Origin of the sequence: Burkholderia stagnalis (assembly GCF_902830275.1) — a bacterium.
Lineage (GTDB): Bacteria > Pseudomonadota > Gammaproteobacteria > Burkholderiales > Burkholderiaceae > Burkholderia > Burkholderia stagnalis.
Window position 1 is genome coordinate 108,251 of sequence record NZ_CADESW010000015.1, and the last position, 21,463, is coordinate 129,713.

19 protein-coding genes are annotated in these 21,463 nt (G+C 67.4%); 3 read left to right on the top strand and 16 right to left on the bottom strand.

All coding sequences use genetic code 11. The annotated features are described in order from the left end of the window. Positions 1-14: 14 nt before the first annotated feature. The 16 genes from HWY45_RS24260 to rpsB form a co-directional block, all read right to left on the bottom strand. Entirely contained in the window at positions 15-797 is a 783-nt protein-coding gene (locus HWY45_RS24260; RefSeq protein ID WP_017331947.1) for a TrmH family RNA methyltransferase, read from the bottom strand. Next, positions 794-1,438, bottom strand: a complete 645-nt coding sequence (gene rnhB / locus HWY45_RS24265) for a ribonuclease HII (RefSeq protein WP_059885166.1) — start codon at positions 1,436-1,438, stop codon at positions 794-796. The genes HWY45_RS24260 and rnhB overlap by 4 nt, the downstream gene beginning before the upstream one ends. Continuing rightward, a complete protein-coding gene (lpxB, locus tag HWY45_RS24270; RefSeq protein WP_059563461.1) occupies positions 1,435-2,604 on the bottom strand; it encodes a lipid-A-disaccharide synthase in 1,170 nt (389 codons plus the stop codon). Before lpxB ends, rnhB begins: the two co-directional genes overlap by 4 nt. Positions 2,605-2,607: 3 nt before the next feature. Next, a complete protein-coding gene (lpxA, locus tag HWY45_RS24275; protein WP_059563462.1) occupies positions 2,608-3,396 on the bottom strand; it encodes an acyl-ACP--UDP-N-acetylglucosamine O-acyltransferase in 789 nt (262 codons plus the stop codon). Positions 3,397-3,448: 52 nt separating this feature from the next. Then, positions 3,449-3,916, bottom strand: coding sequence for a 3-hydroxyacyl-ACP dehydratase FabZ (gene fabZ, locus HWY45_RS24280; protein ID WP_017331951.1), 468 nt, complete (start codon positions 3,914-3,916; stop codon positions 3,449-3,451). Positions 3,917-4,046: 130 nt separating this feature from the next. After that, positions 4,047-5,129 (bottom strand): UDP-3-O-(3-hydroxymyristoyl)glucosamine N-acyltransferase, encoded by a 1,083-nt coding sequence (gene lpxD, locus HWY45_RS24285; protein WP_059885168.1) that lies wholly within the window; start codon positions 5,127-5,129, stop codon positions 4,047-4,049. Between the two features lie 16 nt (positions 5,130-5,145). Then, the gene (locus HWY45_RS24290) at positions 5,146-5,640 is read right to left on the bottom strand and encodes an OmpH/Skp family outer membrane protein (protein ID WP_059563464.1); all 495 of its coding nucleotides are present in this window, start codon (positions 5,638-5,640) and stop codon (positions 5,146-5,148) included. A gap of 66 nt (positions 5,641-5,706) precedes the next feature. Continuing rightward, positions 5,707-8,016 carry an outer membrane protein assembly factor BamA gene (gene bamA, locus HWY45_RS24295; RefSeq protein WP_059563465.1) on the bottom strand — a complete coding sequence of 770 codons (2,310 nt, stop codon included), beginning with the start codon at positions 8,014-8,016 and terminating at the stop codon, positions 5,707-5,709. Positions 8,017-8,077: 61 nt separating this feature from the next. Then, entirely contained in the window at positions 8,078-9,448 is a 1,371-nt protein-coding gene (gene rseP, locus HWY45_RS24300) for an RIP metalloprotease RseP (protein WP_059885170.1), read from the bottom strand. Positions 9,449-9,459: 11 nt separating this feature from the next. Further along, complete coding sequence (locus HWY45_RS24305; RefSeq protein WP_059885172.1) at positions 9,460-10,656, bottom strand: 1-deoxy-D-xylulose-5-phosphate reductoisomerase; 1,197 nt, start codon at positions 10,654-10,656, stop codon at positions 9,460-9,462. Between the two features lie 16 nt (positions 10,657-10,672). Beyond that, positions 10,673-11,497 (bottom strand): phosphatidate cytidylyltransferase, encoded by an 825-nt coding sequence (locus tag HWY45_RS24310; RefSeq protein WP_059809604.1) that lies wholly within the window; start codon positions 11,495-11,497, stop codon positions 10,673-10,675. After that, a complete protein-coding gene (gene uppS / locus HWY45_RS24315; protein ID WP_026044642.1) occupies positions 11,491-12,273 on the bottom strand; it encodes a polyprenyl diphosphate synthase in 783 nt (260 codons plus the stop codon). Before uppS ends, HWY45_RS24310 begins: the two co-directional genes overlap by 7 nt. Before the next feature lie 54 nt (positions 12,274-12,327). Then, a complete protein-coding gene (gene frr / locus HWY45_RS24320) occupies positions 12,328-12,888 on the bottom strand; it encodes a ribosome recycling factor (RefSeq protein WP_059563469.1) in 561 nt (186 codons plus the stop codon). Between the two features lie 101 nt (positions 12,889-12,989). Then, positions 12,990-13,703, bottom strand: a complete 714-nt coding sequence (pyrH, locus tag HWY45_RS24325) for a UMP kinase (RefSeq protein WP_026044643.1) — start codon at positions 13,701-13,703, stop codon at positions 12,990-12,992. Positions 13,704-13,858: 155 nt separating this feature from the next. Beyond that, positions 13,859-14,740, bottom strand: coding sequence for a translation elongation factor Ts (tsf, locus tag HWY45_RS24330; protein ID WP_059885209.1), 882 nt, complete (start codon positions 14,738-14,740; stop codon positions 13,859-13,861). A 162-nt stretch (positions 14,741-14,902) separates the two neighbouring features. After that, positions 14,903-15,646, bottom strand: a complete 744-nt coding sequence (gene rpsB / locus HWY45_RS24335) for a 30S ribosomal protein S2 (RefSeq protein WP_059809605.1) — start codon at positions 15,644-15,646, stop codon at positions 14,903-14,905. A 377-nt stretch (positions 15,647-16,023) separates the two neighbouring features. On the opposite strand from rpsB, the gene map reads away from it, so the two are divergent. The 3 genes from map to HWY45_RS24350 are packed head-to-tail and all read left to right on the top strand — an operon-like array spanning position 16,024 to position 21,368. Further along, positions 16,024-16,839 carry a type I methionyl aminopeptidase gene (map, locus tag HWY45_RS24340; RefSeq protein ID WP_059563471.1) on the top strand — a complete coding sequence of 272 codons (816 nt, stop codon included), beginning with the start codon at positions 16,024-16,026 and terminating at the stop codon, positions 16,837-16,839. A gap of 45 nt (positions 16,840-16,884) precedes the next feature. After that, entirely contained in the window at positions 16,885-19,461 is a 2,577-nt protein-coding gene (locus tag HWY45_RS24345) for a [protein-PII] uridylyltransferase (RefSeq protein WP_059885173.1), read from the top strand. A gap of 32 nt (positions 19,462-19,493) precedes the next feature. Next, a complete protein-coding gene (locus HWY45_RS24350) occupies positions 19,494-21,368 on the top strand; it encodes a pseudouridine synthase (protein ID WP_176118397.1) in 1,875 nt (624 codons plus the stop codon). Positions 21,369-21,463 lie beyond the last annotated feature (95 nt).

The following is a 21,463-nucleotide window of genomic DNA, read 5'->3' on the forward strand; positions in this document are numbered from 1 at the left end:
GCGATGCCGGCGCGTCACGCGCCCCGCTGCTGCCGGCACTGCTCGAACAGGCAGACGGCCGCCGCCGCCGCGACGTTGAGCGACTCCATCCCGCCCGGCTGCGGAATCGTCACGCGATGGGTGGCCGCGTCGCGCCAGAATGCCGACACGCCAGCGCCCTCGTTGCCGAACACCCAGACGACCGGCCGTGCGAGGTCGCAGTCGTAGATCGCCTGCGCGCCATGCGAATCGGTCAGCGCGACCGGCACGCCGATCCGCTCGGCGAGCGCGCCCGCTTCGACGTCCTCATGGATCGACAGCAGGAAATGCGCGCCCATGCCCGAGCGCAGCACCTTCGACGACCATGCATACGCGGTGCCCGGCGCGCAGAACACGTGTTTCACGCCTGCCGCCGCCGCGCTGCGCAGGATCGAGCCGACGTTGCCGGCGTCCTGCACGCCGTCGAGCACCACGGAGGTCTCGGTCACGCGCGCGGGCAGCGCATGGGACGGCCGGTCGACGAGCAGCAGGAAGCCAACGCCGTTGACCACGTTCGACAGTTGCCCAAACAGCGCATCGGGCAGCGTGACGAGCCGGTGCGCGTCGATGCGCGCGACGATCGCCTGCGCTTCCGCGTGGCCCAACGCGCCTTCGGTCGCGACGCACAGTTCGGGCGTCGCACCCGTATCGAGATACGCGCTCGCGAGATGGAAACCTTCGAGCAGCGCCTGGCCGCTGCGGCGCTGATGCGGCGTCGACCCGGCAAGCGCCTTCAGGCGCTTGTACAGCGGGTTGTCGCGGGAGGTGATGACTTTCATTGACTCAGGTGAAGCGTCGCGCGCACCGGCGCGAACGAGCGTCGATGCGCTTCGCACGGGCCGTGCTCGCGCAATGCGGCAAGGTGTTTCGCGGTGCCGTAGCCCGCATGCACGTTGAAGCCGTAGACGGGGAAGCGTTCGTGCAGGTCGACCAGCATCCGGTCGCGCGTGACCTTCGCGAGAATCGACGCGGCCGAGATGCTCGGCACCAGCGCGTCGCCGCTGACGATCGCCTCGGCGCGCACCGACAGCGTCGGGCAGCGGTTGCCGTCGATCTGCGCGAGCGTCGGCACGACCGCGAGCCCTTCGACCGCGCGCTTCATCGCGAGCATCGTCGCGTGCAGGATGTTCAGCGTGTCGATTTCCTCGACGCTCGCCGACGCGATGCAATAGGCGTGCGAACGCGCGACGATCAGCTCGTACAGCGCGTCGCGCTTCTTCGCGGAGAGCGCCTTCGAATCGTCGAGCCCGTCGATCGGCCGCGCGGGATCGAGGATCACCGCGGCGGCCACGACCGGGCCCGCAAGCGGGCCGCGCCCGGCCTCGTCGACGCCGCAGACGATCTCGTCGGGCCGGCTGAAGTCGAAGCCGCCCAGCGCGTCGGCCGGCGCGCGGCGACGCGGGGTGCGTACTGCCGTCATGCGCGCCCCTTGCGCTGTTCGAGCACGCGGACCACCGCCTCGGCGGCTTTCGCGGCCGTGTTCTGCCGCAGCGAATGATGCATTTCGGTGAAGATCTCGGTGAGCGTGCGGCGGTTCGCGTCGTCGCGCAACTGCGTAAGCGTCGCATCGGCGAGCGCCTCGGGCGTCGCGAAATGCTGCAGCAGCTCCGGCACGACGAAGCGCCCGGCCAGGATGTTCGGCAGGCCGACGTAAGGCAGGTAGCCCTGGCGGCGCATGATCTGGCCGGTCAGCCAGGGCACCTTGTACGAGATCACCATCGGCTTCTTCAGCAGCGCGGCTTCCAGCGTCACGGTGCCGCTCTTGACGAGGATCGCGTCCGCCGCGGTCATCGCGACCTGCGAACGGCCTTCGGTGATCGTCAGCGCCAGTTGCGGATGCGCGTCGACGAGCGGTTGCAGCAGCTCGCGCAACGCGGGCGTCGCCGCCGGCATCACGAAGCGCACGCCCGGCTCGCGCTGCTGCATCAGCGCCATCGCCGCGAAGAAGGTCGGGCCGATCAGCGCGATTTCCGAGCGCCGGCTGCCGGGCAGCACGGCGATCACCGGGCCGTCGGCCGGCAACCCGAGCGCGATGCGCGCGCCGTGCGTGTCGGGTTCGATCGGGATCTCGTCGGCGAGCGGATGGCCGACGTAGGTCGACGCGATGCCCGCCTTGTCGAGAATCGCCGGCTCGAACGGGAACAGGCACAGCATGTGGTCGACCGACTTGACGATCTTCTTGATCCGGCCGCCACGCCAGGCCCAGATCGACGGGCACACGAAGTGGATCGACGGAATGCCCGCATCGCGGGCGGCCTGCTCGACGTTGAAGTTGAAGTCCGGCGCATCGACGCCGATGAACGCGTCGGGCCGCTCGGCGAGCAGCTGGCGCTTCAGTTCGCCGCGAATGCGCAGGATGTCCGGAATCTGGCCCAGCGCCTCGACGTAGCCGCGCACCGTCAGCTTGTCCATCTGCCAGTGCGAGTCGAAGCCCTGCGCGATCATCCGCTGGCCGCCGATCCCGTAATACCGGGCCGACGCCGGCAGCCGCTCGCGCAGCCCGCCGAGGAGCGACGCCGCGAGCAGGTCGCCCGACGGCTCGCCCGCCACCATCGCGAGCCGGAGCTGATTGGTCGGGAGCGGCATCGCTTAGCGGATGATGCCGCGCTGGGACGCGTCGATGAACGTGACGAGCGCCTTGACCGGCGCGTCGCCGTCGCCGCCGGCTTCCGCCAGCTCGCGCAACTGCACCTTCGCCTCCTCGAGCGACAGGCCGTTCTTGTACAGCAGCCGGTACGCGCTGCGCAGCGCCGAGATCGCGTCGGCCGAGAAGCCGCGGCGGCGCAGCCCTTCGACGTTGATGCCGTGCGGCTCGGCCTTGTTGCCGGCCGCGATCACGAACGGCGGCACGTCCTGCACGAGCGCCGACGCGCCGCCGAGCATCGAGTGTGCGCCGATGCGCACGAACTGGTGCACGCCGGACATGCCGCCGACGATCGCCCAGTCGCCGATCTCGACGTGCCCGGCCATCTGCGCGTTGCTCGACAGGATCACGTGGTTGCCGACGCGGCAATCGTGACCGATGTGCACGTACGCCATGATCCAGTTGTCGTCGCCGAGCGTCGTCACGCCGGCGTCCTGCACCGTGCCGGTGTGGATCGTCGTGAATTCGCGGATCGTGTTGCGGTTGCCGATCACGAGCCGGGTCGGCTCGTCCTTGTACTTCATGTCCTGCGGGCGGCCACCGACCGACGCGTAATGGCCGATGCGGTTGTCCTCGCCGATCGTCGTGTGACCTTCGATCACGCTGTGCGAACCGACCGTGGTGCGCGCGCCGATCGTGACGTGCGGACCGACGATCGCGTACGGGCCGATCTCGACCGATTCGTCGATTTGCGCACCCGGCTCGACGATCGCGGTGGGATGAATCCTGGTCATGCGCCGTTGCCTCTCAATGTGATGTGTCGCGTTGCGTTGCGTGCGGCGACGCTCAGGGCGCCGCGTCGGTCGTCTTGACCGTGCACATCAGCTCGGCTTCCGCCGCGACCTTGCCGTCCACTTCCGCCACCGCCTTGAACTTCCAGATGCCGCGGATATAGCGTTCGAACGTCACGTTCAGGATCAGCTGGTCGCCCGGCTCGACGACGCGCTTGAAGCGTGCGCCATCGATGCCGACGAAGTAGTACAGCGTGTTCTCCGGATCCTTCGGCTGTTCTTCGGCGAAGGTCAGGAGCGCGGCAGCCTGCGCGAGCGCCTCGAGAATCAGCACACCCGGCATCACCGGCCGCTTCGGGAAATGCCCCTGGAAGAACGGCTCGTTGATCGACACGTTCTTCAGCGCCTTGATGCCTTTGTGCGGTTCGAGTTCGAGCACGCGGTCGACGAGCAGAATCGGGTAGCGATGCGGCAGCAGCGTGAGGATCTTGTGGATGTCGAGATTGATTTTTTCAGTGCTCATGATGGTTCGTCTCACGCAGAGGCTGCGCGGTGGTGAAGCAGATGCTGATGCGGGCCGTCGCCCGGCCCTGTCGGTTGAACCGGGCGACCTGCGCTGTCCGTGCCCGGTTCATGATGTCGCATGATATGGGTTACGCGTCCGCGCCGCCGCTCTGGGCGGCCAGTGCGGTCTCGAGCGCCTTGATGCGGTCTCGCAGCTTGTCGAGATTGCGCACGAGCGCAGCGCTCTTGTTCCAGTCGCCGTGCTCGACGGCCGGGAACGCGCTCGTGTAGATGCCGGCCTTCGGCAGCGACTTCGACACGCCGGACTTCGCGGTGACGATCACGTAGTCGCCGAGCGTCACGTGCCCGGCGACGCCGACCGCGCCGCCGATCATGCAGTGGCGTCCGATCGTCGTGCTGCCGGCGATCCCGGCGCAGCCGGCGATCACCGTGTACGCGCCGATCCGGCAGTTGTGACCGATCTGGACCTGGTTGTCGATCTTCACGCACTCTTCGATGACGGTGTCCGCCATCGCGCCGCGGTCGATCGTCGTGTTCGCGCCGATTTCGACGTCCGGCCCGATCGACACGCCGCCGACCTGCGGAATCTTGACCCAGCTGCCCGTGCGCGCGTCGCCTTCGCCGACGAAATCCGGCGCGAAGCCAAAGCCGTCGGAGCCGATCACCGCGCCCGCGTGGACGATCGCGCGCGGGCCAATCCGGCAGCCGTGGTAGACCGACACGTTCGGATACAGGTGCGACGCGGCGCCGATCCGCGTGCCGCGGCCGACGAACACGTTCGCGTCGAGCTGCACGCCGTCTTCGATCACCGCGCCCGCCTCGATCACCACGTGCGGGCCGATCACCGCGGTCGCGGCAACCTGCGCGGCCGGATCGATCGTCGCGCTCGAATGCACACCCGCTGCACGCGGCGGTGCGGCCAGATCGATGAACATCTGCGCGACGCGCGCGAAGTACGCGTACGGATTCGGCGTCACGATGAACGTGCGGCCGGTAGCGGCCGCGCCCAGCTTCTCCAGATCCTTCGGCGCAATCAGCACCGCGCCTGCGCGGGTCGTCTCGACCTGCGACAGGTACTTCGGATTCGCGAGGAACGCGAGTTGCTGGGGGCCGGCCTGATCGAGCGGCGCGAGGCCCGCGACCTGACACTGGCGGTCGCCGACGATCTCGCCGCCGAACCGCTTTACGAGTTCCTCAAGCGTCAATGCCATTCGTCGTCCGCTCCGTTCAATTCGCCGAACCGGACAGCGCCTTGAGCACCTTGTCGGTGATGTCGATGCGCGGGCTGACGTATACGGCTTCCTGCACGATCAGATCGTAGTTCTGCTGCTCGGCAATCTGCTTGATAACCTTGTTCGCGCGCTCGAGCACCGCCGCGAGCTCCTCGTTGCGACGCTGGTTGAGATCCTCGCGGAACTCGCGCTGCTTGCGCTGGAAATCGGTGTCGAGCTGGGCGAGATCGCGCTGCTTCTGCGCGCGATCGCCCGCCGACAGCGATGCGCCGCTCTTGTCGAGCGAATCGGACATCGACTTCAGGCGTGCCGCCAGGTCCTGCAGATCCTTGTCGCGTTTCGCGAACTCGGCTTCGAGCTTCGTCTGCGCCGCCTTGGCGGGCGCGGACTCGCGCAGGATCCGATCCGAATTGACCGCCGCGATGCGGGCGACGTCCTGTGCATGCGCCGTTGCCGCGCCCAAGGCCAGCGCAACGGTCAGCGCACACATCACTCGTTTCGAAAACTTACCGGTTAGCAAAATTACCCTCTCGTTGCTGTTGTCATGTGCGTTCGATCAGAACGCCGTCCCGATCTGGAACTGGAATTTCTGGTACTTGTCGCCTTCGTTCTTCTGGATCGGGAAGCCGAGGCTCAGCTTGAGCGGCCCGATCGGCGAGATCCACGCGAGACCGACGCCGTAGCCGTAGCGCAGGCCGTTCGCGCCCGTGCTGGTGCCGCCCGGCGCGTTGCCCCAGACGTTGCCGCCGTCGACGAACGTGAACACGCGCAGCGTGCGGTCGTAGCCGGTGCCCGGCAGCGGGAACGTCAGCTCGATGTTGCCGACGACCATCTTCGAGCCGCCGATCGGGTCGTTCGTCTTCGAGTCGCGCGGGCCCAGCGAGCTCGGCTCGTAGCCACGCACGGAGCCGATACCGCCCGCGTAGTAGTTCTTGAAGATCGGGTACGGGTTGCCGATGCCGTTACCGTAGCCGCCCTGGATGTTCATGCCCAGGATGAAGCCGCGCGAGAACGAATAGTAGTACTGCGCCTGCAGGTCGGCCTTGTAGTACTGGATCTTGCCGACCGGCACGCCGTACTCGATGTTCGCCTGCGTGAAGTAGCCGCGGCTCGGGATCAGCGCGCTGTCACGCGCGTCGCGCGACCACGCGACCGTCAGCGGCACCGTGTTCGACACACGGCCGAATTCGTTGACATAGGCCTGGTAGCTCTGCGGCGTGTTCGAATCGACGTCGAGGCGGTTCTGCTCGAAGCCCGCGCCGAAGTAGATGGTATCGACTTCCGAGAACGGGATGCCGAACTTCATGTTGCCGCCCGCGCTGACGATCTTGAAGCTCGAGTTCGTCGAATAGTAGAGCGGCTGGTACGTGCGGTAGTAGACGTCGGTGATCCGCTTGATGCCGTCGACCGTGAAGTACGGATCGACCTGCGTGACCGTCAGCGTACGGTAGCTCTTCGCGGTGTTGACGTTCACCGCGAGACTCGTGCCCGAGCCGAACACGTTGTCCTGCGACACGCCGGCCGACAGCACGACCTTGTCGGTCGACGAGAAGCCCGCGCCCAGCGTGATCGCGCCGGTCGGCTTTTCCGCGACCTTCACGTTCACGTCGACCTGGTCGTTCGTGCCTTCGACCGGCACCGTCGACACGTCGACGTCGGTGAAGTAGCCGAGGCGGTTCACGCGGTCCTTCGACAGCGCGAGGCGGCCCGAATCGAACCACGAGCTTTCGAGCTGGCGCATTTCGCGGCGCACGACCTCGTCGCGCGTACGCGTGTTGCCGACGATGTTGATGCGGCGCACATACACGCGGCGGCTCGGATCGACGACCAGCGTCAGGTTCACCTTGTGGTTCGCCTGGTCGATGTCCGGCTGTGCATTGACGGTCGCGAACGCATAGCCGTACTGGCCGAGCTTGTCGACGATCGCCTTCGTCGTCTGCTGCAGCTTCTCGGCCGAGAAACGGTCGCCCGCCTTGATCTTGATGAGCTTGTTCAGCTCGGCCTCGCGGTCGAGCAGGTTGCCCGCGAGCTTGATGCCGGACACGGTGTACGGTTCGCCTTCATGCAGCGTGACCGTCATGTACATGTCTTTCTTGTCCGGCGAGATCGACACCTGGGTCGACTCGATGTTGAACTCGAGGTAGCCGCGGTTCAGGTAGTACGAGCGCACCGCCTCGAGGTCGCCCGTGAGCTTTTCCTTCGAGTAGAGGTCGTTCTTCGTGTACCAGGAGAACCAGTTCGGCGTCGACAGCTGCATCTCGTCGCGCAGCGTGCTCGTCTTGAACGCCTTGTTGCCGATGAAGTTGATCTGGCGGATCTTCGCGCTCGGCCCTTCGGCGACCGCGAACAGGATCGACACGCGGTTCGCGTCGACCGGCGTGACCGTGGTCTTCACCTCGGCCGCGTAGAAGCCGCGCGTCAGGTACTGGCGCTTCAGTTCCTGCTCGGCCTTGTCGACGAGCGCCTTGTCGTAGTAGCGGCCGTCCGCGAGGCCGACTGCGCGCAGCGCCTTCGTCAGGTTGTCCTTGTCGAATTCCTTCGTGCCGGTGAAGTCGATCGACGCGATGGCCGGACGCTCCTGAACCTGCACGATCACGACGCTGCCCTGGGTGGCGATGCGCACGTCGTTGAAAAAGCCCGTCGCGTACAGCGCGCGGATTGCTTCGGATGCCTTGTCGTCGGTAAAGGTGTCGCCTTGCTTGATCGGCAGGTAGGCAAACACGGAACCCGGTTCGACGCGCTGCAAGCCCTCGATCTTGATGTCTTGCACCACGAACGGCGCGGCTGCATGCGCCGCGAGTCCGTGCGCGGCGAGCGCCGCCGCTGCAACTGTCTTAGGTACAAAGCGATGAGGTTTGAACAACATGCATCCCCAATATTTAGCTGCATCAAATCAGGCGGCTGCCCGGCGGGCGCCACCTGACGCTTCAAAAATGGATTAACCGAGCCAGATCGTTGAACAGCGCGATCGCCGACAATGCGACGATGCAGATCAACCCGGCTCTTTGCAGAATCAGTTGCCAGCGCTCCGAAACGGCTTTCCCGGTCGCGGCTTCAACCAGATAATATAACAGATGACCCCCGTCCAAAACGGGAATCGGCAACAAGTTCAGTACGCCAAGGCTAATGCTGACAAGGGCGAGGAACGACAGGAACGCCGACGGGCCGAGCCGGGCGCTCTTGCCCGCATAGTCGGCGATCGTCACGGGGCCGGACAGGTTCTTCAGCGACGCATCGCCGGTGATCATCCGCCCGAACATCCGCAGCGAGTACACCGCGATGTCCCACGTGCGGTGCGCGCCGAGCTTCAGGCTGTCGATCGGGCCATAACGCACGTCGACGCCCGGCGTATGCATCGACAGCGCCGCGCCGATGCGGCCGACCTGCTGCCCGGTCTCCTCGTCGCGCTGCGCCTGCGGCACGATCGTGACCGTCTGCGCGGCGCCGCCGCGCTCGATCTTCAGCGCGAGCGGCTTGCCTGCATGGTGCTTGACCGCGTCGATGAAGCGCGACGCGCCGCCGACCCGCTCGCCGTCGATCGCCAGCAGCTTGTCGCCGGGCTTCAGGCCCGCCTGCTGCGCCGCGCTGCCGGGCTGGACCGATGCGACCGACAGCGTGCCGCCGCCCGTCTCGAAACCCAGTCGCGCCATGAAATCGTCGTCGATCGCGCCTTCGTCGATCTGCCGCAGGTCGACGCGGAAATCGTAGGTCGAGCCGCCGTCGCGCGCGCCGAGCACGACCTCCCGGTGATCGAACGCCGCCGCGAGGAGCTTCCAGCGCAGATCCGACCAGGACCGCACGGCCTGCGCGTCGCCGCCCTGCGCGTCGCGGATCGACACGATCGTTTCGTTGCCGTCGAAGCCGGCCCGGGCTGCGACGGTGCCGGCCGCCGGCGGCGCGATGATCGCCGCGGGCTCGGTCACGCCGGTCGCAAAAACCGCGGCGAACAGCACGATTGCCAACAGGAAATTGGCAATCGGCCCGGCCGCTACGATCGCGATGCGCTTGCCGACCGACTGGCGATTGAACGCCTGCCCGAGCTCCTCCGGCTTCACGCCGGGGCCCGGCTCGCGCTCGTCGAGCATCTTCACGTAGCCGCCGAGCGGCAGCGCGGCCAGCGTCCACTCGGTCCCGGTCTTCTTGCTGACCCAGCGCGCGATCGGCTGGCCGAAGCCGATCGAGAACCGCAGCACCTTCACGCCGCACCAGCGCGCGACGCGGTAATGACCGTACTCATGCACGACGACCAGCACGCCGATCGCCACCGCAAACGCGATCAGTTCGACCAGCACGTTCATGAGCACCTCATTCAGGCAGTGCGCTCCACGCTCGGCGCAGGCGCTTTCGAAATGAACGCGGCAGCGAGGCGGCGCGCCTCGGCATCCGCCGCGATGACGTCATCGAGCCCGTCGGGCGTGCGGTTCGGCAGCGCGTTGAGCACCGCGTCGACCGTGGCCGCGATCGCCATGAAGCCGATCCGGCGCTCGAGAAACGCTTCGACCGCGACTTCGTTGGCCGCGTTCAACGCGGCGCTCGCGATGCCGCCTTCGGCCAGCGCCTTGACCGCCAGCGCGAGGCACGGGAAGCGCGCGTAATCGGGCTTCTCGAACGACAGCTGCGCGATCTGCACGAGGTCGAGCTGCTCGACGCCCGCATCGACGCGATCCGGATACGCGAGCGCGTGCGCGATCGGCGTGCGCATGTCGGGATTGCCGAGCTGCGCGAGCACCGAGCCGTCACGGTACGACACGAGCGAATGGATCACGCTCTGCGGATGGATCAGCACGTCGATCCGGTCGCCCGGCAGCCCGAAGATCCAGTGCGCCTCGATCACCTCGAGGCCCTTGTTCATCATCGTCGCGGAATCGACCGAGATCTTGCGCCCCATCACCCAGTTCGGATGCTTGCACGCCTCGTCCGGCGTCACGTCGACGAGCGTCGCCGGCTCGCGGGTGCGGAACGGGCCGCCCGACGCGGTCAGGATGATCTTCGCGATCCCGCCGTGCTCGGCCGCGTCGCGCGGCATGCACTGGAAGATCGCATTGTGCTCGCTGTCGACCGGCAGCAGGATCGCGCCGTGGTCGCGCACCGCGTCCATGAAGATCGCGCCCGACATCACGAGCGATTCCTTGTTCGCGAGCAGGATGCGCTTGCCGGCGCGCGCGGCCGCGAGGCTCGGCGCGAGGCCGGCCGCGCCGACGATCGCCGCGACGACGGTGTCGCAGCAGTCGCTCTTCGACACGTCGACGAGCGCCTGCGGCCCGTAGGTCACCTCGGTCTTGCTGCCGGCCGCGCGCAGTTGCGCCTCGACCTGCGCGGCCGTTTGCGCGTCGCCGACCACCGCGATCTCGGGCGCGAAGCGCAGGCACTGGGCGACCAGCTTGTCGCCATTGCGGTGCGCGGTCAGCGCGTAGACCGAAAAGCGGTCGGGATGGCGCGCGACCACGTCGAGCGTACTGTCTCCGATCGAGCCCGTCGAACCGAGCAATGTCAGGCGTTTTTGCATAACAGAAGTGTAGGTATTAACCGTGAAACAGCAGCATCGCGAGCGGCAGCACGGGCAGGAGCGCGTCGACGCGGTCGAGCACGCCGCCGTGCCCCGGCAGCAGTCCGCTCGAATCCTTCACGCCGGCCTGGCGCTTCAGCAGCGATTCGAACAGGTCGCCGATCACGCTGTACGCGACGAGCAGCGTCAACGCCGCCCAGGCGCCCGGTCCGCCGAACTGCGCGGCAAAGGCAGAAAAAAGGGTCGGCTCGAACAGGTGCGCGGCCATCGCGACGCTCGCGACGACCATCACGGCAAGCCAGCCGCCCGCGGCCCCTTCCCAGGTCTTCCCGGGGCTGATCGAGAGCGCCAGTTTACGCTTGCCGAAGGCCTTGCCCGCAAAGTATGCGCCGATATCGGCCAGCCAGACCACGAGCAGCAGCGACAGCACGAACGGCACGCCCTGCGCGCGCGCGGCCACCAGCGCGTGCCAGCAGGCGGCGAAGATCACCAGGCCGGCCGCCAGCAGGAACGGCCGCCACACGCCGCCGGCGAGCACGGGCTTGCGCCACAGCACGAACGGGCCGACCAGCAGCCAGAACACGCCGGCCGCGGCAAAAAGGGGGCGGGATGAGGTTTCGCCGATGCCGAGCCGCGTGGTCGCGAGCAGCGCCAGTGCCGCGACGATCGCATAGACGACCGGGCCGGCGCCGCCGAGCTTCAGCAGGCGCGCCCATTCCCAGGCGGCAAATACCAGCACGACGCCGATCAGCGCGCCGAACGCGCCCAACGGCGCGAACAGCGTGACCGGCAGCAGCACCGCCAGCAACACCACCGCCGTGATCACACGGGTTTTCAGCATGAAAGGGAATCGGCGTTCTGGGACTGCGGTTCGAGTTGCGCGCTCGTGCGCCCGAAGCGGCGCTCGCGATCGGTGTACGACGCCAGCGCGGCGGCCAGCGCCGCGCCGTCGAAGTCCGGCCAGAAGGTATCGGTGAAATAGAATTCGGTGTAGGCGAGCTGCCACAGCAGGAAGTTGCTGATCCGCTGTTCGCCGCCGGTGCGGATGAAGAGATCGGGTTCCGGCGCGTAGGCCATCGCCAGGTGGGGCGCGAAGCTGTCCTCGCTGACCTCCACCTCGCGGCCCTCGCGCGCAGCCTGCTCGACGAGCTTGCGGGTCGCCTGCAGGATGTCCCATCGGCCGCCGTAGTTCGCGGCGATGGTGAGCGTGAGGCGCGTGTTGCGCGCCGTCTTGGTTTCCGCGCGGCGGATCAACGCCTGGATGCGCGGTTCGAAACGGTCGAGATCGCCGACGACGCGCAGGCGGATCCCGTTGGCATGCAGCTTGCCGACCTCGCGCTCGAGCGCGGTGATGAACAGCCGCATCAGGAACGACACTTCGTCGTTCGGCCGCCGCCAGTTCTCCGAGCTGAACGCGAACAGCGTCAGGTATTCGACGCCGGCGCGCGCGCAGCCTTCGACCACCGCGCGCACCGCGTCGACGCCGCGGGTGTGCCCCGCCACGCGAGGCAAGCGGCGTTCGGTCGCCCAACGGCCATTGCCGTCCATGATGATCGCGATATGACGCGGCACGACGCCGACGTCAGGCACGCGAACGGTAGAGCTGGTATAGGTCATGGCCGTTGAGACAGGAATGCGGAAACAGAAGGCGGCACGCGAGAACGACGGTCGTCAGACCGTCATGATCTCCGCTTCCTTGCTCTGCACGAGCTTGTCGACTTCAGCCACGTGCTTGTCGGTCAGCTTCTGCACGTCGTCGCCTGCACGGCGCTCGTCGTCTTCCGAGATTTCCTTGTCCTTCACGAGCTTCTTCAACTGCTCGTTCGCGTCGCGGCGCAGGTTGCGGATCGCGACCTTGGCCGTTTCGCCTTCGCTCTTGACGACCTTCGTCAGCTCGCGGCGGCGCTCTTCCGTCAGCGCCGGCATCGGCACGCGGATCAGGTCGCCGGCGGTTGCCGGGTTCAGGCCGAGGTCGGCTTCGCGGATCGCCTTCTCGACCTTCGCGACCATGTTCTTTTCCCACGGCTGCACGCCGATCGTGCGCGCGTCGACGAGCGTCAGGTTGGCCACCTGCGAGATCGGCACCATCGAGCCGTAGTAGTCGACCTGCACGTGATCGAGCAGGCCCGTGTGCGCACGGCCCGTGCGGATCTTCGCCAGATCGTTCTTGAACGCTTCGATCGAGCGCTGCATCTTCTGCTCTACGCCCTTCTTGACATCAGCGACACTCATTTCAACCTCCGAACCTTCAAACCTTCAATGAACGCGGGCGCTGCACCTGCGCAGCGGCGCCGCGCCGACACCCGCAATCGGTCGCCCGCATCCGCGGGAGTTTACACGTGGACGAGCGTCCCCTCGTCCTCACCCAGCACGATGCGCTTGAGCGCACCCGGCTTGTTGATCGAAAACACGCGAATCGGCAGCTTCTGGTCGCGGCACAGCGCGAACGCGGTCGCGTCCATCACCTGCAGGTTGCGGCTGATCGCCTCGTCGAACGTGATCGTCGTGTAGCGCGTGGCGGACGGATCCTTCTTCGGGTCGGCCGAATACACGCCGTCGACCTTCGTCGCCTTCAGCACCACCTCCGCGCCCACTTCGGAGCCGCGCAGCGCGGCGGCCGTATCCGTCGTGAAGAACGGGTTGCCGGTGCCGGCCGCGAAGATCACCACGCGGCCTTCCTCGAGCTGGCGGATCGCGCGGGGGCGGATGTACGGCTCGACGACCTGATCCATCCGCAGCGCGGACTGCACGCGCGCCTCGATGCCGGCGTGGCGCATCGCATCCTGCAGCGCCAGCGCGTTCATCATCGTCGCCAGCATCCCCATGTAGTCGGCCGTCGCGCGGTCCATGCCCGCCGCGCCACCCGCGACACCGCGGAAAATATTGCCGCCGCCGATCACCACCGCGAGCTGCGTGCCGAGACGCACGACTTCGGCGATATCGGCCACCATCCGTTCGATCGTCGCGCGATTGATGCCGAAGGCATCGTCGCCCATCAGCGCTTCGCCGGAAAGTTTGAGGAGGACGCGTTTATAGGCATTGGGCATAGGGGCTTCCGAGCGACGAGAGGATGACAACCACGAACTGTAGGGGCGAATACTGATTCGGGCAAGCGCCGCCGGCCTGGCCGGGGTTCCGGCCGGCCGGCGGCGGCGCCGGCCGCGGCGGGAGCGGACGCCCGCCGCGGATGCTGCTGGACTGCTTACTGCTGCTTTGCTGCTGCGACTTGCGCGGCCACTTCGGCGGCGAAGTCGTCCTGACGCTTCTCGATGCCTTCGCCGACGACGAACAGCGCGAACTTCTGCACTGCAGCATTCGCCGCCTTCAGCATCTGCTCGATCGTCTGCTTGTCGTTCTTCACGAACGTCTGGTTCAGCAGCGACACTTCCTTCAGGTACTTCTGGACGCTGCCGTCGACCATCTTCGCGACGATCTCGGCCGGCTTGCCCGATTCCGCAGCCTTCTGCTCGGCCACGCGGCGTTCCGTTTCGATCAGTTCCGCCGGCACGTCGGCTGCCGACAGCGCGACCGGCTTCATTGCCGCGATGTGCATCGCGACGTCCTTGCCGACCTGCTCTTCCGCACCCGTGTACTCGACGATCACGCCGATGCGCGCGCCGTGCAGGTACGTTGCGATCTTGTTCGCGGTTTCGAAACGGACGAAACGGCGGATCGAGACGTTCTCGCCGATCTTGCCGATCAGCGCCAGGCGCACTGCGTCGACCGTCGAGCCGTCGAGCGGCAGCGCCGACAGCGCGGCCACGTCGGCCGGGTTCTGCGTCGCGACGAGTTCGGCGACGGTCTTCGAGAATGCGAGGAAGTCGTCGTTCTTCGCGACGAAGTCGGTTTCGCAGTTCAGTTCGACGAGCGCGCCAGCGTTGCCGCCGACGAACGATGCGACGACGCCTTCGGCCGTCACGCGCGATGCCGCCTTGCTCGCCTTGTTGCCGAGCTTGACGCGCAGCAGCTCTTCAGCCTTGGCCAGGTCGCCGTCGGCTTCCGTCAGCGCCTTCTTGCACTCCATCATCGGTGCGTCGGTCTTTGCGCGCAGTTCTGCCACCATGCTTGCGGTAATTGCCGCCATCATTCGCTCCTTGAGTCTGTATTCACAACGCCGCCCGCTTGGACGCGAACGGCCGAGATTCGTTTCCGGACCCGCGCCAACGCGGCGCGATCAGGTCCGGCGCACAAGCTTAAAAAAAGGGGGCCTGTTGAGAGCCCCCTTCTTGCGCCGGCTCGGGGCCAGTTACGCGTTTTCCTCGACGTACTCGTCGTCGCCGCCACGCACTGCCTGGACCACTTCGTTGACCGCGTTCGCACGGCCTTCCAGGATCGCGTCGGCCACGCCTTCCGCGTACAGCGCGACGGCCTTGCTCGAGTCGTCGTTACCCGGGATCACGTAGTCCACACCTTCCGGCGAGTGGTTCGTATCGACCACTGCGATGACCGGCACGCCCAGCTTGTTCGCTTCCGTGACGGCGATCTTGTGGTAGCCGACGTCGACGACGAAAATTGCGTCCGGAATGCCGCCCATGTCCTTCACGCCGCCGATCGACTTCTGCAGCTTCGCGATTTCGCGTTCGAACAGCAGCGCTTCCTTCTTGCTCATCTTCTCGAGCTCACCCGCCTCGACCGCCGCTTCCATGTCCTTCAGGCGCTTGATCGAAACCTTCAGCGTCTTGAAGTTGGTCATCATGCCGCCGAGCCAGCGTGCGTTGACGTACGGCATGCCCGCGCGCTGCGCTTCCTGGGCGATCGTGTCGCGCGACTGGCGCTTCGTGCCGACGAACAGGATGGTGCCGCGGTTCGCTGCCAGCTGACGCACGTACTTCTGTGCGTCCGTGAACATCGGCAGCGTCTTTTCGAGGTTGATGATGTGAATCTTGTTGCGGTGACCGAAAATGAACGGTGCCATCTTCGGGTTCCAGAAACGGGTCTGGTGACCGAAGTGGACACCCGCTTCCAGCATTTGGCGCATCGTAACTGCCATGTAAATTCTCCACGAGGGTTGGGTCTTAAGCCGGCCGCCGTACCGCCGCGCGAACGTGCCCCGAAAGGCTGCCGCTCCGCGCGGCCGGCACCCTGGTTGCGCCGGCTTGCGATTTGGCACGCGCGAAATGCCCGTGCCGCCAGCCGTCACCGCAAACACCGCCCCAGCTTGGGGCATGAATGGTATTTGAGTGCCGACTTAGCCAAAGAGTATAGCATGCGAAAGTGTCCGCCCTCAAGTCGCGCGGCACTTTGCCGGCGGGCCGGCGGCCCGTGCGGCAATCCGCAAAAACCCGCATCCGCGCAGGCGCCAGGGGCTGCGACGCCCGGCATAAGGTGCGATAATTCGTCAATTCACCGCTTTCCAGGCACACCTCGATGGCTATTACGCTCAAAAACGAACACGATATCGCGCAGATGCGCGTCGCCTGCCGTCTGGCGAGCGAAGTGCTCGACTACCTCACCCCGTACGTGGCCGCAGGCATCACGACGGCCGAACTCGATCGCCTCTGCCACGACTACATGGTCAACGTGCAGGGCACGGTTCCCGCGACGCTGAACTACCAGCCGCCCGGCTACCCGCCCTATCCGGCGTCGTGCTGCATTTCCGTCAACGACGTGATCTGCCACGGCATCCCGGGCGACAAGGTGCTCAAGAACGGCGACGCGCTCAATATCGACGTCACCGTGATCAAGGAAGGCTACTTCGGCGACACGAGCCGGATGTTCATCGTCGGCGAAGGGTCGATCCTCGCGAAGCGCCTCGTGCAGACCACCTACGAATGCATGTGGCTCGGCATCGACCAGGTCAAGCCGGGCGCGCATCTCGGCGACATCGGCTACGCGATCCAGAAGCACGCGGAAGCGCAGGGCTACAGCGTCGTGCGCGAATACTGCGGCCACGGCATCGGCACCGTGTTCCACGAGGATCCGCAGGTCGTCCACTACGGCCGCCCGGGCACCGGCGTCGAACTGAAGCCGGGCATGATCTTCACGATCGAGCCGATGATCAACGCCGGCAAGCGCGACATCCGCACGATGCCCGACCAGTGGACCGTCAAGACCCGCGACCGCAGCCTGTCCGCGCAGTGGGAACACACCGTGCTCGTCACCGATACCGGCTACGACGTGCTGACCGTGTCCGCGGGCTCGCCGGCCCGCCCGGTGTTCGCCCATCCGGCGCCGGCGGCCTGAGCGCCGTCGCGCCTGCCCGCCCCGCCCGCACCTGAGCCGCCGCCCATGAGCGCCCACGCCGCCCCCTCGACCGAAGCGCTCTCGCGGCGCGCCGAATTCAAGGCCGCCAAGGCCGACCTGCTCGCGCGCTTTCGCAGCGCGACCAACGTCGCGTCGCTGATGCACGCGCTGTCGAGGGCCACCGACGACGCGCTGCGGCTCATCTGGGACGACTGCAGGCTGCCCGCGACCCTCGCGCTGGTCGCCGTCGGCGGCTACGGGCGCGGCGAGCTCGCACCGTATTCCGACGTCGACATCCTCGTGCTGCTGCCCGACGGGCACGATGAAGCGCTCGATGCGCGCATCGAGCGCTTCATCGGCATGGCCTGGGATCTCGGCCTCGAGATCGGCAGCAGCGTGCGCACGGTCGAGCAATGCATCGAGGAGGCGTCGCAGGACGTCACGGTGCAGACGTCGCTGCTGGAAGCGCGCCGCATCGTCGGCAGCACGGCGCTGTTCGAGCACTTCACGGTGCGCTACCACGAGGCGCTCGACGCCCGCGCATTCTTCACCGCGAAGGTGCTCGAGATGCGCCAGCGCCACGCAAAGAGCCAGGACACGCCGTACAGCCTCGAGCCCAACGTGAAGGAAAGCCCGGGCGGGCTGCGCGACCTGCAGACGATCCTGTGGATCGCCCGCGCGGCCGGCTTCGGCAGCAGCTGGCGCGAGCTCGACACGCGCGGCCTGATCACCGACCGCGAGGCGCGCGAGCTGCGCCGCAACGAGGGTTTCCTCAAGACGCTGCGCGCGCGGCTGCACGTGATCGCCGGGCGCCGCCAGGACATGCTCGTGTTCGACCTGCAGACCCAGGCGGCGGAAAGCTTCGGCTACCGGCCGACGCCGGCCAAGCGCGCGAGCGAGCAGCTGATGCGGCGCTATTACTGGGCCGCGAAAGCCGTTACGCAGCTCGCGACGATCCTGATCCAGAACATCGAGGCGCAGCTGTTCCCCGCGACGAGCGGCATCACCCGCGTGCTGTCGCCCGACCGCTTCGTCGAGAAACAGGGGATGCTCGAGATCGTCGACGACAACGTGTTCGAGCGGCATCCGGACGCGATCCTCGAGGCGTTCCTGCTCTACGAGACGACGCGCGGCGTGAAGGGCCTGTCGGCGCGCACGCTGCGGGCGCTGTACAACTCGCGCGAGGTCATGAACAACGTGTGGCGCCGCGATCCGCAGAACCGCCGCACGTTCATGCAGATCCTGCAGCAGCCCGAAGGCATCACGCACGCGTTTCGGCTGATGAACCAGACAAGCGTGCTGGGCCGCTACCTGCTGAACTTCCGCCGCATCGTCGGCCAGATGCAGCATGACCTGTACCACGTGTACACGGTCGACCAGCATATCCTGATGGTGCTGCGCAACATCCGCCGCTTCGCGGTGGCCGAGCATGCGCACGAATATCCGTTCTGCAGCCAGCTGATCGGCAACTTCGAGCGGCCGTGGGTGCTGTACATTGCCGCGCTGTTCCACGACATCGCGAAAGGCCGCGGCGGCGACCACTCGACGCTCGGCATGGCCGACGCGCGGCGCTTCTGCCGCGAGCACGGCGTCGCCGGCGACGATGCGGCGCTGATCGTCTGGCTGGTCCAGCATCACCTGACGATGAGCCAGGTCGCGCAGAAGCAGGACACGAGCGACCCGGAAGTCATCAAGCGCTTCGCCGAACTCGTCGGCAGCGAGCGCCGGCTGACGGCGCTCTACCTGCTGACGGTCGCCGACATCCGCGGCACCAGCCCGAAGGTCTGGAACACGTGGAAGGGCAAGCTGCTCGAGGATCTGTACCGCGCGACGCTCGCGGTGCTCGGCGGCGCGCAGCCCGATGCGCACTCCGAGCTGAAATCGCGCCAGGAAGAAGCGCTCGCGCTGCTGCGCCTCGAGACCGTGCCCACCGACGCGCACCGCGCGCTGTGGGATCAGCTCGACGTCGGCTTCTTCCTGCGCCACGACGCCGCCGACATCGCATGGCAGACCCGCGTGCTGTACCGGCACGTGAACGCCGACACCGCGATCGTCCGTGCGCGGCCGTCGCCGGTCGGCGACGCGCTGCAGGTGCTCGTCTACGTGAAGGACCGCGCTGACCTGTTCGCAGGCATCTGCGCGTACTTCGACCGCAACGGGCTGTCGGTGCTCGACGCGCGCGTCAGCACGACGCGGCACGGCTATGCGCTCGACAACTTCATCGTCACGCAGACCGAGCGCGACGTGCAGTATCGCGACATCGCGAACCTCGTCGAGCAGCAGCTTGCGATGCGCCTCGCCGAGGCCGCGCCGCTGCCGGAGCCGTCCAAGGGCCGGCTGTCGCGGCTGTCGCGCACGTTCCCGATCACGCCGCGCGTCGACCTGCGGGCCGACGAGCGCGGCCAGTACTACATCCTGTCCGTGTCCGCCAACGACCGGCCGGGCCTTCTTTATTCGATCGCGCGCGTGCTGGCCGAGCACCGGGTCGGCGTCCATGCGGCGCGGATCAACACGCTCGGCGAGCGCGTCGAGGACATCTTCCTGCTCGATGGTGCCGGCCTGTCCGACAACCGTCTGCAGATCCAGGTGGAAACCGAGCTGCTGCGCGCGATCGCAGTCTGAAACAGTCTGAGTCCGAAAGTATCCCAGCGTTTATGCGCACCAAATTGACCGTCAAGAATCCGCGGCCGGCGTCGCCGACCCGCGCCCCCGTCCGTTCCGGCAGCCTCGTCGCCCGCAAGCCGGTGCGCGCCGCTGCACCGGATGCGGCCGCCAAGCCGGCCCGCCCGAAGAAGGCGCCTGCGCCGGCGGCCGCCGGCGAGCGTGCGTTCAAGCCGCGCGCCGCCAGTGGCGCGGATCGCCCGGGCGCGGATCGCGCGCCGGCGAAACGCCCGCCGCGCGACGGCAGCACTGAGCGGACCTATCGCGGCGGCGATGCGAAGCCCGTCGGCCGCACCGAACGCGGCGCAGGCCGCCCCGGTGAGGGTCGCCCGTATCGCAGCGCGGAAGGCAAGCCCGCCGCACGTGGCGAGCGCGGCGAATCGCGCCCGTACCGCGACAAGGATTCGAAGCCCGCAGGTCGCACCGAACGCGGCGAAGGCCGTCCGTATCGCAGCGCGGAAGGCAAGCCCGCCGCACGCGGCGAACGCAGTGAATCGCGCCCGTACCGCGACAAGGATTCGAAGCCCGCGGGTCGCACCGAACGTGGCGAAGGCCGCCCGTATCGCAGCGCTGAAGGCAAGCCCGTCGCACGCGGCGAACGCAGCGAATCGCGCCCGTACCGCGACAAAGACGCGAAGCCCGCGGGTCGCACCGAACGTGGCGAAGGCCGCCCGTATCGCAGCGCTGAAGGCAAGCCCGCTGCACGCGGTGAACGCAGCGAATCGCGCCCGTACCGCAGCGCCGACGCGAAACCCGCCGGCGAGCGCCGTGGCGCCGACGGCAAGTTCAGCCGCGGCAACCCCGATGCACGCCCGGCACGCCGCGGCGACGACGATGCGCGGCCGCGCCGCGCGAGCGCCGGCGCCGAAGGCGGCAAGCGCCCGTCCTATCGCGACACGGCAGGCGGCGAAGGCACGAAGCGCAGCTTCGGCGATCGCCGCACGTCGTCCGACCGGCCGGCCCGCGCGCCGCGCGACGGCGAACGCAGCGCGCGGCGCACGGATGCCCCCGCCAAGCCTCGCGGCGCCGAGCGGCCGTCGTCCGGCGCGGGCTTCAAGGCCGCACAACCGGTGAAGCGCCGCGCGGCCGACGTCGATTACGGCGACGAGTCGGGCCTGATGCGCCTGTCGAAGCGGATGTCGGAGCTGGGCCTGTGCTCGCGCCGCGAAGCCGACGAATGGATCGAGAAGGGTTGGGTACTGGTCGACGGCGAGCGCATCGACACGCTCGGCACCAAGGTGCGCGCCGACCAGCGCATCGAGATCGACGAACGCGCGAGTGCCGCGCAAGCGGCGCAGGTGACGATCCTGCTGCACAAGCCGGTCGGCTATGTGTCCGGCCAGGCGGAAGACGGCTACGAGCCGGCGGCCGTGCTGATCACGCGCGAGAATCACTGGAGCGGCGACCGCTCGGCGCAGCGCTTCTCGCCGCAGCATCTGCACTCGCTCGCGCCGGCTGGCCGGCTCGACATCGATTCGACGGGCCTGCTCGTGCTGACCCAGAACGGCCGGATCGCGAAGCAGCTGATCGGCGAGCAGTCGGACATCGACAAGGAGTATCTGGTGCGCGTGCGCTTCGGCGAGCACCTGCTCGACGTCGACCAGCACCTCCCGGCGGAATCGCTCGCGAAGCTGCGCCATGGCCTCGAGCTCGACGGCGTCGCGCTGAAGCCGGCGATGGTGAGCTGGCAGAACGGCGAGCAGCTGCGTTTCGTGCTGCGCGAAGGCAAGAAGCGCCAGATCCGTCGCATGTGCGAGCTGGTTGGCCTCGAGGTGATCGGCCTCAAGCGCGTGCGAATGGGCCGCGTGATGCTGGGCGCGCTGCCGCAGGGGCAGTGGCGCTACCTGTCGGCCGACGAGACGTTCTGATGGCGCGGCGGCCTGCGCCGCCCGCCCCGGCAGACGTGAAAAAGCCCGCTTGAATGAACTGACAGCGGGCTTTTCTCATTCCGGCGCGCATGCCG